At 40.1% G+C, this 13,718-nt stretch carries 17 protein-coding genes and 1 pseudogene; 17 read left to right on the top strand and 1 reads right to left on the bottom strand.

All coding sequences use genetic code 11. From position 1 onward, the window contains the following. The first annotated feature begins 43 nt into the window (after nt 1–43). The 7 genes from DWX68_RS15040 (at nt 44) to DWX68_RS07920 (ending at nt 4,328) form a co-directional block, all read left to right on the top strand. A complete protein-coding gene (locus DWX68_RS15040) occupies nt 44–178 on the top strand; it encodes a hypothetical protein (protein ID WP_270487749.1) in 135 nt (44 codons plus the stop codon). A gap of 254 nt (nt 179–432) precedes the next feature. Next, the gene (locus DWX68_RS07940) at nt 433–1,782 is read left to right on the top strand and encodes a plasmid recombination protein (RefSeq protein WP_118629021.1); all 1,350 of its coding nucleotides are present in this window, start codon (nt 433–435) and stop codon (nt 1,780–1,782) included. A 13-nt stretch (nt 1,783–1,795) separates the two neighbouring features. After that, entirely contained in the window at nt 1,796–2,110 is a 315-nt protein-coding gene (locus DWX68_RS07935) for a hypothetical protein (RefSeq protein WP_118600130.1), read from the top strand. Between the two features lie 216 nt (nt 2,111–2,326). Continuing rightward, nucleotides 2,327–2,743 carry a YjdF family protein gene (locus tag DWX68_RS07930; RefSeq protein WP_118629019.1) on the top strand — a complete coding sequence of 139 codons (417 nt, stop codon included), beginning with the start codon at nt 2,327–2,329 and terminating at the stop codon, nt 2,741–2,743. A 246-nt stretch (nt 2,744–2,989) separates the two neighbouring features. Then, entirely contained in the window at nt 2,990–3,157 is a 168-nt protein-coding gene (locus DWX68_RS14660) for a hypothetical protein (protein WP_182432160.1), read from the top strand. 16 nt (nt 3,158–3,173) lie between these two features. Continuing rightward, entirely contained in the window at nt 3,174–3,707 is a 534-nt protein-coding gene (locus tag DWX68_RS07925) for a hypothetical protein (protein WP_147354947.1), read from the top strand. Nucleotides 3,708–3,716: 9 nt separating this feature from the next. Continuing rightward, complete coding sequence (locus DWX68_RS07920; protein WP_118629015.1) at nt 3,717–4,328, top strand: hypothetical protein; 612 nt, start codon at nt 3,717–3,719, stop codon at nt 4,326–4,328. Between the two features lie 246 nt (nt 4,329–4,574). Here DWX68_RS07920 and DWX68_RS07915 read toward each other — a convergent pair whose 3' ends face one another. Then, nucleotides 4,575–5,123, bottom strand: coding sequence for a helix-turn-helix transcriptional regulator (locus DWX68_RS07915; protein ID WP_118629013.1), 549 nt, complete (start codon nt 5,121–5,123; stop codon nt 4,575–4,577). A gap of 395 nt (nt 5,124–5,518) precedes the next feature. Between DWX68_RS07915 and DWX68_RS07910 the strand changes: the two genes are divergently transcribed. The 10 genes and pseudogenes from DWX68_RS07910 (at nt 5,519) to DWX68_RS07865 (ending at nt 13,718) form a co-directional block, all read left to right on the top strand. Then, entirely contained in the window at nt 5,519–5,704 is a 186-nt protein-coding gene (locus tag DWX68_RS07910) for a transcriptional regulator (RefSeq protein ID WP_118629011.1), read from the top strand. Between the two features lie 92 nt (nt 5,705–5,796). Further along, a pseudogene (locus DWX68_RS07905) lies at nt 5,797–6,825 on the top strand (site-specific integrase); the annotation flags it as partial. 245 nt (nt 6,826–7,070) lie between these two features. Then, nucleotides 7,071–7,433 (top strand): hypothetical protein, encoded by a 363-nt coding sequence (locus DWX68_RS07900; protein WP_118629007.1) that lies wholly within the window; start codon nt 7,071–7,073, stop codon nt 7,431–7,433. Between the two features lie 74 nt (nt 7,434–7,507). Next, nucleotides 7,508–8,800, top strand: coding sequence for an IS110 family transposase (locus DWX68_RS07895; RefSeq protein ID WP_118629005.1), 1,293 nt, complete (start codon nt 7,508–7,510; stop codon nt 8,798–8,800). Between the two features lie 470 nt (nt 8,801–9,270). Further along, nucleotides 9,271–9,645, top strand: a complete 375-nt coding sequence (locus DWX68_RS07890) for a TnpV protein (RefSeq protein WP_118629003.1) — start codon at nt 9,271–9,273, stop codon at nt 9,643–9,645. Between the two features lie 65 nt (nt 9,646–9,710). Further along, nucleotides 9,711–10,112, top strand: coding sequence for a hypothetical protein (locus DWX68_RS07885; protein WP_182432159.1), 402 nt, complete (start codon nt 9,711–9,713; stop codon nt 10,110–10,112). Between the two features lie 81 nt (nt 10,113–10,193). Continuing rightward, nucleotides 10,194–10,427: a ribbon-helix-helix protein, CopG family gene (locus tag DWX68_RS14890; RefSeq protein WP_243027652.1), complete on the top strand. Its 234-nt coding sequence runs from the start codon at nt 10,194–10,196 to the stop codon at nt 10,425–10,427. A gap of 107 nt (nt 10,428–10,534) precedes the next feature. Beyond that, entirely contained in the window at nt 10,535–12,304 is a 1,770-nt protein-coding gene (locus DWX68_RS07875) for a relaxase/mobilization nuclease domain-containing protein (RefSeq protein WP_118628999.1), read from the top strand. A gap of 137 nt (nt 12,305–12,441) precedes the next feature. Beyond that, nucleotides 12,442–12,651 (top strand): helix-turn-helix transcriptional regulator, encoded by a 210-nt coding sequence (locus tag DWX68_RS07870; protein ID WP_118341405.1) that lies wholly within the window; start codon nt 12,442–12,444, stop codon nt 12,649–12,651. Continuing rightward, complete coding sequence (locus tag DWX68_RS07865) at nt 12,651–13,718, top strand: DNA cytosine methyltransferase (protein WP_118628997.1); 1,068 nt, start codon at nt 12,651–12,653, stop codon at nt 13,716–13,718. Before DWX68_RS07870 ends, DWX68_RS07865 begins: the two co-directional genes overlap by 1 nt.

Raw genomic sequence — 13,718 nt, 5'->3', positions numbered from 1 at the left:
ATATAGACCTTGCGTTGTTGCGGTCTTGAAAAGGAGGGCGAATATGATACGACAGCCAGAATGGGGAACCCGGAATGTGAACAAATATTTTTACGAGAGTGAAGCCCGGAGGATTGCCGAACTCAATGAAATATTCGGCAGAAATGCGGATGCTGATATGGCTTGCTGGATGGGATGAATATACGATAGAAAATGTACTTTCGGCTATCCGAAAAGCTATAGCGGCGGAAGTAAAGCGGCGGCAACAGCCGCCCCGTCCGTAGGACGGAAAAGCCCCCGGCAGGGCGCAAAGGCAGCTTTTGATGGATGGAACGGCTGTCAAAAGTGCTTTTGCGTTACTTTCGACGAAAGTAACAAAGCTTATGCGCCGTATCCGGCGCTGATTGCCCGGAAAGGGAGAAAGGATATTGATTGAAGCGAACTATCAGCTTTATGACAGGAAAAGGCTCTGTCAACCATAATAGCAGAAAATTCCATGCAAAGAATACTGACCCGGAGCGAAGCTGTCTGAACGTGGAATACTGCAATGAAAATGTTAAGGACGTATATCACGAATTATTTGATGAAGCACTCGCCCGGTACAATGAGAAGCAGACCAGAAGTGACCGCCGGATTGACGATTATTATGAGAAAATCCGTTCCGGCAAGCAGGAAAAGCCATTCCATGAAATTATTTTGCAAATCGGGGATAAGGACAACATGGGGGCAAAGACAGAGAACGGACAGCTTGCGGCAAAGGTGCTGGATAAATATATGTGGGGTTTCCAGCGGCGAAATCCTACGTTAAGAGTATTTAGTGCCTATCTTCATATGGACGAAGCAACGCCCCACTTGCATATAGATTTTGTACCGTATACGACAGGAAGCAAGCGGGGACTTGATACAAGAGTTTCTTTGAAACAGGCGTTATCTGCTCTCGGATTTAAAGGCGGTACAAGGCGGGAAACGGAATTAAATCAGTGGGTGGCTTATGAGAAAGAACAGCTTGCCGCCGTCATGCTGGAACATGGGATTGAGTGGGAGAAGAAAGGCACACATGAAAAGCATTTATCTGTTTTGGACTTTGAGAAAAAGGAGCGGGCAAAGGAAGTCGCAGAATTGGAGCAATCTATTTCTGACGGAAAAGAGCGATTATCAGATATTCAGATTCAGCATAGAAAAGCAGTACAGGAAACAGAGCAGATACGGCAGAAGGGCGAAGCAATCCAGCAGGAAGTGTCGCAACTTTCGGAAACAAGTGATTTGCTGAAGAAGCAGGCGACAACGCTGGCAGAGGACAAGAAAAAGCTGCTGTCTGATAATGTGAAATTGGAGAAGCAACAGAAGAAATTGCAACAAGATATTGAGAAAATGGTTCAGTCTAAGGCGGTCATGGAACGGAACATACACGCTTATGACGAGGACGAGAAGTGGCAGTTGCCTGAACCGGCGGCGTTGATGTCTGCAAAGGCTTATAAGGATAAAAAAGCTTTTCCGCTTGTGGAGAAATTGAAAGAAACGATAAAAGCACTGACAATTAAATGCGTCCAGCTTGCAGAACAGGGAAAGAAACTAAAAGAAAAAGTTACCCGGCAGGAGCAGCAGATCAGTCGCTTGACAGATAAGGTCATGGAGCAGAGCGACATTATTGACCGATTGCAGGAGAAAATGGAAGATTTGGGGCGTTTGGAACGCTATTTCGGCAGAGAACAGGTGCAGTCGATAGTTGAGCGGTCTAAGGCTCTGGAATGGGCAGAAAAGGAAAATAAACGTCCGAAACGTGTATTTGATATGAGCAGATAGGGGGATTGATAGAATGACAGATATGGAGAAAAAAGTTATGGTTCGGCTGTGTGCGAAAATCCTTTCAGAAACAGATTTGTATGATACAGATATAGAAGTACGCAATCTAATTGACTGGATATGTGTGTCGGAGCAGATAAAATCAAACAATAACGAGATACGAAGTATAACCGGGGAATATAAGCGGATAGAGCCGGATTGCCGGGAGGGAGTGCGGACGCAGTTGGAGCACATGAAGTCACTCTGTAAAGAACGTGAGAGCTTGTATGAGAAGCAGAATGATTTGAAAGGGCAGAAGCAGAAAATCGAGAGAGCATTGGAACGGTAGGAATTTGGGGCATGGCGGCGGCTGTGCACCTTATTTCTTGTGGAAAAATTGCTGATAATATGCTAAAATCAAAGAGCAGAGATAAAAACACAACGTAAGGGATAACATCTCTTATAGAGCCGGTAGGTAGTCCGGCCGCACTGTTTTGGTGTAAGTAGCCCTCCCTCCTTGGGTCGTCCGTTCTTTGTTCAGTACAATTTTTAAGGAGGAATTGTCATGGACAAAGTATCATGCAGATTGACAGTATTTTTTGAGGAACCATTCTGGATAGGTGTGTTTGAACGCATATCGGAGGGGAAATTATCTGTATGCAAGGTTACGTTTGGGGCGGAGCCGAAAGATTATGAGGTATACGATTTTGTTTTGAGAAATTACTATCGACTGAAATTTAGTCCGGCTGTGGCAACTGATGTAAAAGAAGCTGTTCGCAATCCGAAACGGGTACAGAGAGAAGTGCGGAAACAGGTACAGAATACCGGGATCGGCACGAAGTCGCAACAGGCTTTGAAATTACAGCAGGAGCAGTTGAAAACTGAACGCAAGATTGTGAGCCGGGAACAACGGGAAGCAGAGAAACAGCGGCAGTTTGAACTGAAACAGCAGAAAAAGAAAGAGAAGCATAGGGGCAGGTAATGCTTGCCCCGGTGTTTTTCTATCAAATTGCGTATGGTTTGTTGTTACGCTTTAGAGGGTCTGAAACGCTTATTTTATAAGGACTTGGAAGCATCAAATGACGTGGGTGATACTTTATACCTTTACTGTTCAAATTGGATTTTTGTTGCGTAACGGAAGCGATTACATATTTCCTTGGCAGATATAATTACATGGTGCTAGCACCATGTAGAAATAAAATCAGAAAGGTAAAGTGGTGTTTTCATAATGTCTATATCAGTAAAGCTGAATAAAAAGGGTATTAAAAAATTACAGAAAGAATTAGAACAAGAAATGAAAAAGAGGACGATAGTGGGAGAAAGTGTAGGATTGCGTAAAGATAGTGAGAAATTTTTGAAAATAGTATTGGAAAAAAAGAAAAGAAAATGGGAGTGATATTATCACTTGTACATTGGACATATTTAATGAAATTCCAAACATTGAATTTAATGTTGGAAATATAATGGATGATTTGAAACTACATAACTGTATTAGCGGTAATAGTACAGTATTTATTTCTGGTGAAGTACAGGTTATACTGACCATAGATGGAATTGAGTATTTTAAGGAGAAGGAGATTCAAATGAGGGAAAATCAAAGAATTACGAATAATACCAATAATTTTTATGGGGAAGTTACCGGTGTACAAATTCAACAAGGTACGGTCAATTCTTCACAATCTCAATCAGTTAATCAAGGATTTGATTATGCTGAAGTGGCTGAAATCATTGAAAAGATAAAAAAATATGATTCTTTTTTGGATGATGAGTATGGAGAAAATGCTTTGGAAATACGAAATAAAATTGACGAAATAGAGGATTTAGTGCAAAAAAAAGAAAATCCCAGTAGAATAAAGACTTTACTAAGTGATATTAAAAATTTGTCTATAGGTGTGACAGGTAGTTTAATTGCTTCTGGTATTGTTACTCTTTTGAGTAGAGTGTAGGAGGCATATATGGGTGGTATAGTAATTGAGCTTCAAAGAGAGGCATTAGATGAAAAAAATTCTATTGAATCATTGATACGAAAAGCATATCTTGTTGCTAAAAAATTAAAATTAAAAGAATTTGAAGAATGGCTTAATCAAGAGCAAAATGGCTACAAAAAGGAGATTCCAGAATATCGAAATATTACGGGAGAAATAAAAGCATGGAATCCATATCATGGCTGGATTCCAATGATATTATCTGCAAAAGTAGCAGATATAGTTTCAAGAAGGCCCATTCCAAACTCAATATCTTCTCTTTTAGATGTATACAATTCTAGTGAAGATAGAGTCGCTTTTTCGGTAAATGGGGCAATGACAGAATTTTTTAATAACAGTACAGATTTTATGCCAACAAAATATGCGTTTTTTGTTTCAAAAAGTGAGTTATATAGAATTATGAGTACTGTTAGAAATAAAATATTGGATTGGGCATTACTCCTTGAAGAAAATGGAATAGTTGGGAATGAGATGACTTTTACTGATGTAGAAAAACAGATAGCAATAGATACACCGGTAATCAATAATTACATTAACAATTTTTATTCTAAGGTGTCAGATGTTGATATGAAACAAGGATAGTATATTCGTGATACCCGTATGATACCTGTTTGGTTGGAAATTGTGAATAAGGCATGAAATATGGATATTATGAATATTAAAATAGCCCAAAAGCAATCAAATATTTAATGATTATATTATAGTTGCAGGGAGTTTGAATAATTTTCAAAAGCTCGCAAGGCCTAGTAAAATGGGCATTTGCGAGCTTTTTTTTTGCCTTGTGGTACTAAAATGGTACTAAAGTGAGCTGTGCAGGAATAGTTTCATTTACGCTTGAGGCCATGTTATTTTCCACTCAAAATATTCATTAGGAGAAATCTCTCCACTATTTAATTTCGTTTTCATTTCACACCATTCCGAAAGGAAATCATTTACCAATCCATATTCAAAAGTTAATGCGACAGGTGAGCCTGTACTGTCATAATCATCTTCGTTGTAAGTTGGTCTGGTAGCCTCGGAAGATTTTGCAGGTGTCATTGCAGTCAGATGAATCAGGTTGCCGGGAGCTGTATACTCTGGAAATCTTGTGCCCTTTCCACGTGCAGGAAGTGATGTGGCACTTTCTTCAAGCCAGAAAAGTGTTTCAATGATATCTTCAGCAGCACCAAGGCTGTAATCAGAGATTGCCTTGTAATTGCAGTGCAAAGCATCAGCAAGTTTTAGAATCATATCTTCACCGGGAATGCGGGCACCGGTTTCATACTGGGATATGCGGACAGACATATTTTTGCCCTCAAATCCAAGTGCACCGCCCAGCTCGTCCATTGTCATTTTACGGAATACCCGTATTTTCTTTATTCTTTCACCAATTGTCATAGTGTAGTTACCTCCGTTTATCTGTCTCTGATGGACTTGTTAAAGACAGTATAACACGGAAAAAATGAAAATGGAAGTTTTTCTATACAAGAACATTAGAAAAATTTCTTGATAATTCAATACCACACGGTATAGAATAATATCAATTCAATTATCTATACGATATGGTGTTGAAAAACAACTGAATGAGCGGTACAGAAATCTAACAGGCATTTGCCATGACATTCATAGGAATCGAGCGAATGTAGACACTCCCCCAAGCGGACCGAGTACCTCGAGCAGGAGCGGGCGGTATTACAGGAGATTATCTCAGGTAAGGAGGCTGGTTGTGACATCAGCAGAACTGGTATGGAGAAACGCCAAAACAAATATTTAAAGGAAAGGTGGTGAAAGGCATGAACGAAAAGTTTTTAGAAGTAGGAGATGTGATGCAGATTCTTGGAATTTCAAGATCCGCAACATACAAGCTTATGAGACAGATCAACAGTGAACTTGAAAAGAAGGGTTACATTGTGATTCGTGGAAAAGTAAGCAGAAAGTATTTTGAAGAACGCATTTATGGTATGAGTGATGCAGGATAAGCAACAGGTAAGAAGATTGTGACAGAGGCAGGTGCAGAAGCGATACGGCTTAGGCATCTGCTTCTTCATATGGAAAGAAGGAGATGATGAATATGCCAGCTTATAAAGACAGTAAGACAGGCACCTGGTTTGTCAAATTCTATTGTAAGGACTGGACTGGGGAAAATAAACAGATAAAGAAGAGAGGATTTGCAACAAAGAGGGAAGCACTTGATTATGAGCGTAATTACAAAATACGGCAGGAGAATAATCTGGATATGACATTTGGAGAGTTCTGGAAGCTGTATACAGAGGATGTGAAAAATTATGTCAAACTCAACACATGGCTTACCAAAGAACACATTGTGGATACAAAGATACTTCCATATTTTAAGAATCTTAAGATGAATGAGATTACACCGGGAGATGTACGCAAGTGGCAGAATGAGATGGTAGCATTCCGTTATGAGAATGGGAAGAGTTATTCCCAGACTTACAAGAAGACAATGCACAACATTTTAAGTGCGATATTCAATCATGCGTGCAGGTTTTATAATTTGAAATCAAATCCGGCAAGACAGGCTGGAAATATGGGCAGGGAAGAAAAGAAGGAAATGCTTTTCTGGACAACTGAGGAATATAAGAAGTTTTCATTTTATGCATTTGAAATGCTGTACTGGACGGGAATGAGATTAGGTGAACTGCTTGCTCTTACAATGGAAGATTTTGACTTTGAAAAGAACACAGTCAGAATAAATAAATCGTATCAGCGGCTACAGGGGCAGGATGTTATTACAACACCGAAAACACCTAAGAGCAACAGAACAATCAAGTTGCCGAAGTTCCTTGCCGAAGAAATGCAGGAATATTTTGCAATGTTATATGACCAGACACCAACAGACAGGATATTTCTGGTAACAAAGAGCTTTCTTCATCATGAGATGGAGCGTGGCTGCAAGTTATCAGGTGTGAAGAAAATCAGAATTCATGATCTTAGGCATTCGCACATTTCACATCTGATTGATCTTGGGTTCTCCGCAGTTGCAATAGCTGACAGGGTTGGCCATGAGAGTATTGATATCACATATCGTTATTCACATCTGTTTCCGTCAAAGCAGGTGGCAATGGCAGACAGACTTGATGCTGTCAATGCAAGCTTTGAGGATTGTGAAGAGCAGGATGATGATGTAGAAATCATGAAGACAGAGGAAACAGCACCTATGATTGATATGGATGCGGCTGCGGAAAAAATTATAAGCATTGATAAGTACAAGGCAGTCTGATAATGCCTATGTAAAACATTATGAATCATGCCGGTACAAGTTTTGCTGGATATATGCAGCAGAAATTAAAAGAATAGATTTTATATCGGAAGGAGCAGATTATTATGAGCGAGAAAAGGCTGGATGCCAAGAACGGATGGAGAAATGTTGTAGTAGCGTTTCGTATGTCACCGGAGGAAGCACAGGAGCTGAATGTGAAGGTTTCGCTCAGCGGACTTTCAAAACAGGATTATATCATCCAATGTCTTCTGAAGCATGAAATCAGGGTAGTTGGTGGAATGAAGGTGGCAAAGAAAGTACAGGTTCATCTTGATACGATGCTGGAAGAATTACAGTCATTAGATGAAGCAGACAGAGGTATAGATGTTGAAGAACTGCTGGTTCCATTAAAGCATGTGCTTGATATTCTGCAGAGTGATGAGAAAGGAGCTTCCTGTATAATAAAAAGCGTAGACGTTGAAAATTGAAAATACCTCAGAGTACAATAAGACTACTGACTGGCAGGTTAGTAAAAATCTTATTATACAGAGAGGTATCTACAATGAAGTCTAACACACAGAACGCAAAAATTGAAGCTATTACAGAAAAAACTTTGGTACTCGGAATTGATGTCGGAAGTGAAATGCACTATGCCAGAGCTTTTGATTACAGAGGAATCGAGTATTCGAAGAAGCCATTTAAGTTTAGCAATACAGAGGCTGGATTTGTGACATTTAAGGAATGGATCCTGGACCTCAAAGAAAGACATGAGAAGGATAAGGTGATTCCAGGTATGGAACCGATCGGGCATTACTGGTTCAATCTTGGAAAGTTTCTACAGGATAATGAAATGAAACCGGTGCTTGTAAATCCTCACCATGTGAAAAAATCAAAAGAACTCGACGACAATAATCCGACTAAAAATGACCGTAAGGATCCGAAAGTTATAGCAGGATTAGTTAGAGAGGGACGTTACATGATCCCATATCTGCCGGATGGTGTTTATGCTGATCTTAGAACAGCATCAAACATAAGATTCCAGTTACAGGCGGAACTTACAAGAATTCAAAACAGGATCAGTCGTTGGTTCAATATATATTTTCCTGAATATAAGACGGTATACGGAAAGCCGGATGCCAAGAGCGGAATGCTAATCCTTAAAGCAGCACCACTCCCTGAAGATATCCTGACGTTAGGTATCGATGGAGTGAACCAAATCTGGCGTGATGCGAAGTTAAGAGCAGTTGGAAAGGCGAGGGCGAAGACCCTGATAGAAGCTGCTGAACACAGCGTTGGAAGCAAAGAAGGTGCAGTGTCTGCAAGAATGGAAATTCGAATGCTTCTGGAGGACTATGAATCCAGAAATACACGTCTACAGGAAGTTATGGTTCTAATTGAAGAACTGGTAAGAAAGATTCCGATGGCTGAAAAGCTGTTAGAGATCAAAGGTGTGGGAATCAGGACAGTGTCAGGATTCCTTGCAGAAGTAGGTAATATCAGCCGCTTCAACAATCCGAAGGAACTACAGAAACTTGCAGGATTGGCATTGGTTGAAAATAGTTCGGGAAAGCATAAGGGAGAGACAACAATAAGCAGACGAGGTCGAAAGAGACTCAGATATCTGCTCTTTGAGGTTGCAATGTCACTTGTGTCGAAGAACCCGGAGTTTAGGGAACTCCATAATTATTACACAACCAGAAGACTAAATCCATTGAAGAAAATGCAGTCACTTATGGCAATTGCAGCCAAGCTGATACGAGTCTTTTATGCCATGCTGACGAAAGGCGTGGATTATGATCCGAAAAAGATGGTCAGTGACATCAAGAGACCAGCAGTTTATCTACAGGCTGCGTAAGAAAGACAAGTAACTGTAATGGAGGATGTCATGTGGACAGCCACTGAATCAAGCGGAATGTAACAGATAACGTCCACTGATCACAGTGCTGGAACAGGAAGCGAGTCAGTAATCAATAATACAAAGAATGAGCCAGTAGTCGGCAGAAATCATTACCAAGGGGCATGACCCCGTAAAGGAGCATAGCTGACACCCTGGTTATGGGCAGGCAGGACGAAGGAAGTTAGGACCTCTGGAGACAGAGATGATCCTGGTGGATATAGGAGGTTAGCTGCCATAGAGGGAAGGGCATACGCAAGGCCAGTAAAGCGAAAATCAATGACGTTTTATTTCGTATACCATTCAACCGCTATTTCAGTACCTGATACATCGAAATGCTCATAGCTGTGGCTTATTCACTGAGATATGAAAGGTTAAAAAACCTTGAATTTTCAATAAAAAACACTTGATTATATGAGGAGGTAATCATTATGAGTAGGACAACATTTGAAAAGCTTGGCATCCCATATGAAGAAAGGGATGGAATCTTTTATCCGGTGCTTGTAGCAGGAACAGAGAAGGCAGATATAGATGCAGGAAAGTATGGGCGTATGTGGATTAAATATATCAGGGAAGAATATCCAATGAGATATAAGAGTCTGGTGCGGTTCGGTGAGCTTGAAGAGAGAGCGGATGAAGTCAATGATACAGCATATGAGCTGCTCGATGATATTGAAGCTAAGTGGCTGAAAAAGCATAAGCCAAAGAATCCAAATTCCTTTACAGAACAGTTACAGCTAAGAACACAGACCAGGATGATGGCGGAGGAAATCGTTATTATGGATGTGGTAATGCAGTTTCATTAGTGTGGGGGCAAAAAGCGCCCCCAAAACGTGAAAATGGGGGCAAAAAGCGCCCCCAAAACCACAAAGTGGGGGCAGAAAGCGCCCCCGCACAAATCAGAGCCGAAAAAGTGTGGGGGCAAAAAGTGCCGTCAAAATGGAAAAGTGGGGGCAAAAAGCGCCACCAAAACAGTAAAGTGACGGCAAAAAGCGCCCCCACTCAGATAAGCGAGAAAAAAGTCATGGTGGCGGAAAGTGCCATCAAAATGGAAAAGTGGTGGCGGAAAACGCCACTAAAACAGCAAAGTGATGGCAAAAAGCGCCACCATATCAGTAATTGTGGTGGAATATTAACCACCACATATCATATACAGGGTGCAGGTGCTCCTGCCAAGACGAAAAATTATGTAAACGCTGATGGCGTTTATATTTTTTCGGGAAAAGGTCCGACCTTTTCCGCATCTTGCAAAACCTATGAACACATTTTTTAAGAAAGGTTGGAAAAGCAATGGTACAGATAAAAAGAGATTGGTTTGATACAGCATTAGAAAACTACGAAAGGGGAGAAATGTATGGCAGATGGAAAGAGAAGATACAAGTCTGACAGGAAAGATTATAAGATATCTGTGAAGTTGTCAGAGAAAGATATGGATATTCTAAAAGCAGCACTTAAACGAACAGGAATGACAGCAAGTGCATATATAAGAGAATTGATCCGGACAGGTGGCAACATTGATACAAGTTATCCAGAGGACAGGGCAAGAGTAATCCGTGTTATTGCCGGTATTGCAAATAATATTAATTAGGCGGTAAAGCTTGGCAATTCACAGCGAAGATTGTATTACAGAGATATTGATAAATTGCAGAACAGTCTGGATGATATAAAGAAAATATTCGGGGAGGTGCTGGAAGTATGGCGATTACAAAGATCTTAAATATACAGGAGTCAGAGGGCAGAAATCCAGCATCGCACCTGAAGAATGCTTTGGAATATATCCAGAATCCGGATAAGACAGAAGAATGTATACTGGTGGGCGGTATTAACTGCTTGCCAGATACAGCGTTTGAGCAGATGGAAGAGACAAAGAATATATTTCATAAGACAGGTAAAAGACAGGGCTATCATGTGATCATATCGTTTTCGCCGGAGGAAAAAGTAACAGCAGAGCAGGCAATGTATGTCCTCGAGCATTTCGCAAAGGATGTGCTTGGTGATGATTATGAGGCGGTGTATGCAGTCCATACTGACAGGGAACATATGCATGGGCATCTGATCTGGAACAGTGTCAGCATGACAACTGGCAAGAAATACAATTCACCGAAAGGCAACTGGAAGAATCATCTTCAGCCTATTACAAATAAATATTGTGATGAACTTGGACTTTCCATTATGCCGGCAGGGTACAGCAGGAATCCAAAAAATATCAGCAGGGACAAGTGGGAAAAGGAAATGTCAATGAAAGAGATAATTCTAAGGGATGCCAAGATGTGTGCATATGCAGCCGGGAATGTGGAGCATTTTAAATATCTGATGAAAAGACTTGGATATGTATTTAAGAAAGACGCATGGATGGAGGTGCAGGCACCGGGATTTCGGTATTATCATAAACTGGCAAAGCTGGACGAGATGTTTTCAGAAGATATGTTACGGCATTATGTGGATATGCCCTGGATGGCAAAGCCTTACTTTTATTCGTCGGATATCAGGGGACTACACAGGGCGAAGCTGTCACCATTCCAGAAGAAGTTTTATGCAAAGCTATACAGATTAAGGGTTGTAGAACAGAAGCGTTTTGTAGTTGGTGGAGCAAAGTATGCAGAGGATTTGAAGAGGTTTCATCAGTTGCAGGATGAATATCTGCTGCTTGTGAATAATGACATCAAAAGTATTGTGGAGCTTGTGGATTTCATAAGTGAGAAAGAAGATAGGATTCAGCAGATTGAGGACAGGCAGAAGGAGATATACAGAGAAAGTTCTAGTCGGAAACGCAGTATAAAGAATGAAGAGCAGTACCGGGAATATCAGATATGGCACATGGAAGTGCAGGAAGAACTGGATGAGCTGAAGCAGGAGAAGAGAAATGTTAAGAGGCAGATACAGCTTTCTGATGACATTATAAAAGAAGATTTGTATACGGCTTATTATGCGGTGACAGGGAAAGGAGAAATCGTTGCAGACAGGGATCTTGAGATACCGGGGATGGAAAAGGAGGCTGTGTCAGAGAAAGATGTGGCTATTGAGCCGGAGACGAATGTTGAGGTAGTGAATCCAGACAATAATCAGAACGATACGTCTGTAATGCCAGATATTCGTAATGTGTCTGATGTAAATACGGCAAGAATGGATGAAGATATTACTGATGTAACAGGTAAAAGTGAATTTATGGAATTTGAAGAAAAAGTGTCTGTGGACAAAGCTGGCTGGATTGTCAGGAGGATATCAGAGCTTGGTGGTTATGAGAATATTAGTGATTCTGTTAAGGCTGATATATTCGGATTTGATATTGCTGATGTTAGTGGAAGCATATGGTTGTTCTCGGATGTAATGAAAAGGCTGGGGATAAAGCTGGATGGAGACGAAATGTATGAGGAATTCCAGAGAATTTATGATGAGAGTGTTGGTAGAGATGCTGGTAAAGATAAAGCAGAAGATAAGATGTGGAATAGGGGCAGAGGAAGGTAATTCCTCTGTCTCTTCCAGTTATGTATTAGATAGAAAAATATTAATTCATTAAGTTTTATATGCTTAAAAATTATTTTGACATTATCAAAAAATATGTTTATAATATAAAAATAGATAGTAAGCAGGAGGATTGGTGCATGACAATATCAGAACAAATAAAAGTATTGTGTGTGAGATGTGGTGTAAGTGAAGCAGAACTGGCAAGGCGGCTGGGAAAATCGCCACAAAGTTTTAATTCGAAAATGAAAAGAGAAAGTTTTACAGTAGAAGATTTAGAGAAAATTGCAGATGTATTGGGCGTCGAATTTAACAGAGAATTTATATTAGCAAATGGAGATAAAGTTTGATGAAGAATATTGTAAAAGAATTTAAACTTGGAGAATTATTTTGTGGTCCTGGCGGATTGGCACTGGGAGCAACGACAGCGAAGATAGAAGATTCAGATTATAAGATTATTCATAAATGGGCAAATGATTATGATAAAGACACATGTAATACATATATGAGAAATATCTGCCCAGATGATGGAGAGAGTGTTATTTGTGGAGATGTAAGAAAACTTGATATTGACAGTCTTGGAGATATAGATGCATTGGCTTTTGGATTCCCATGCAATGATTTTTCTGTTGTAGGTGAGCAAAAGGGATTTGATGGTGTATATGGTCCGTTATACACATATGGAGTAAAGGTATTAAAGAAATATAAGCCGTTGTGGTTTTTGGCAGAAAATGTTGGTGGATTAAAGAGTGCTAATGATGGAAAGGCATTTCAGAAGATACAGGAAGATTTGAAGAATGCTGGATATAGAATATATCCTAATTTATATAAATTTGAGGAATATGGGGTGCCGCAGGCAAGACATAGGGTAATAATTGTTGGTATTAGAGAGGATCTGCCATATGAATTTAAAATACCTAGTCCAAAACCATATAAAAATGTTGATGTTACTTGTAAGAATGCAATAGAGAATCCTCCAATCGGAAAAGAAGCTTATAATAACGAGTTAACAAAGCAATCCGAAATAGTTGTAAAGCGATTGAAATATATTAAACCAGGAGAAAATGCGTTTACTGCGGATTTGCCAGAAGAATTGCAGCTTAAAGTGAAAGGGGCAAAGATAAGTCAAATTTATAAGAGGTTAGATCCAGATAAACCTGCATATACAGTAACTGGTTCAGGCGGTGGTGGAACGCATATGTATCATTATTCGGAGCCAAGAGCATTGACTAATAGAGAGAGAGCAAGATTACAGACATTTCCGGATAATTATATTTTTGAGGGGTCTAAAGAGTCTGTTAGAAAACAAATCGGTATGGCGGTACCTGCAAAAGGAGCTAAAATCATCTTTGAAGCTATTTTAAGAACATTTGCGGGAATTGACTACGAAAGTGTAGAACCAAGTATAAAGGAGTAA

The organism is Clostridium sp. AF20-7 (genome assembly GCF_003479275.1).
Classification (GTDB): Bacteria; Bacillota; Clostridia; order Lachnospirales; family Lachnospiraceae; genus Otoolea; species Otoolea fessa.
Note: the sequence above shows the minus strand (reverse complement) of the source record. Positions and strands in the feature narration are given on the sequence as shown.

Excerpts from the sequence above, each read along its gene's own strand:
- DWX68_RS07910 (WP_118629011.1), top strand. The coding sequence starts at position 5,519 with ATGAACGAAAAGTTTTTAGAAGTAGGAGATGTGATGCAGATTCTTGGA.
- DWX68_RS15040 (WP_270487749.1), top strand. The coding sequence starts at position 44 with ATGATACGACAGCCAGAATGGGGAACCCGGAATGTGAACAAATATTTT.
- DWX68_RS07915 (WP_118629013.1), bottom strand. The coding sequence starts at position 5,123 with ATGACAATTGGTGAAAGAATAAAGAAAATACGGGTATTCCGTAAAATG.
- DWX68_RS07865 (WP_118628997.1), top strand. The coding sequence starts at position 12,651 with ATGAAGAATATTGTAAAAGAATTTAAACTTGGAGAATTATTTTGTGGT.
- DWX68_RS07935 (WP_118600130.1), top strand. The coding sequence starts at position 1,796 with ATGACAGATATGGAGAAAAAAGTTATGGTTCGGCTGTGTGCGAAAATC.
- DWX68_RS07895 (WP_118629005.1), top strand. The coding sequence starts at position 7,508 with ATGAAGTCTAACACACAGAACGCAAAAATTGAAGCTATTACAGAAAAA.
- DWX68_RS07870 (WP_118341405.1), top strand. The coding sequence starts at position 12,442 with ATGACAATATCAGAACAAATAAAAGTATTGTGTGTGAGATGTGGTGTA.
- DWX68_RS07875 (WP_118628999.1), top strand. The coding sequence starts at position 10,535 with ATGGCGATTACAAAGATCTTAAATATACAGGAGTCAGAGGGCAGAAAT.
- DWX68_RS07920 (WP_118629015.1), top strand. The coding sequence starts at position 3,717 with ATGGGTGGTATAGTAATTGAGCTTCAAAGAGAGGCATTAGATGAAAAA.
- DWX68_RS07890 (WP_118629003.1), top strand. The coding sequence starts at position 9,271 with ATGAGTAGGACAACATTTGAAAAGCTTGGCATCCCATATGAAGAAAGG.
- DWX68_RS07900 (WP_118629007.1), top strand. The coding sequence starts at position 7,071 with ATGAGCGAGAAAAGGCTGGATGCCAAGAACGGATGGAGAAATGTTGTA.
- DWX68_RS07930 (WP_118629019.1), top strand. The coding sequence starts at position 2,327 with ATGGACAAAGTATCATGCAGATTGACAGTATTTTTTGAGGAACCATTC.
- DWX68_RS14660 (WP_182432160.1), top strand. The coding sequence starts at position 2,990 with ATGTCTATATCAGTAAAGCTGAATAAAAAGGGTATTAAAAAATTACAG.
- DWX68_RS07940 (WP_118629021.1), top strand. The coding sequence starts at position 433 with ATGACAGGAAAAGGCTCTGTCAACCATAATAGCAGAAAATTCCATGCA.
- DWX68_RS14890 (WP_243027652.1), top strand. The coding sequence starts at position 10,194 with ATGGCAGATGGAAAGAGAAGATACAAGTCTGACAGGAAAGATTATAAG.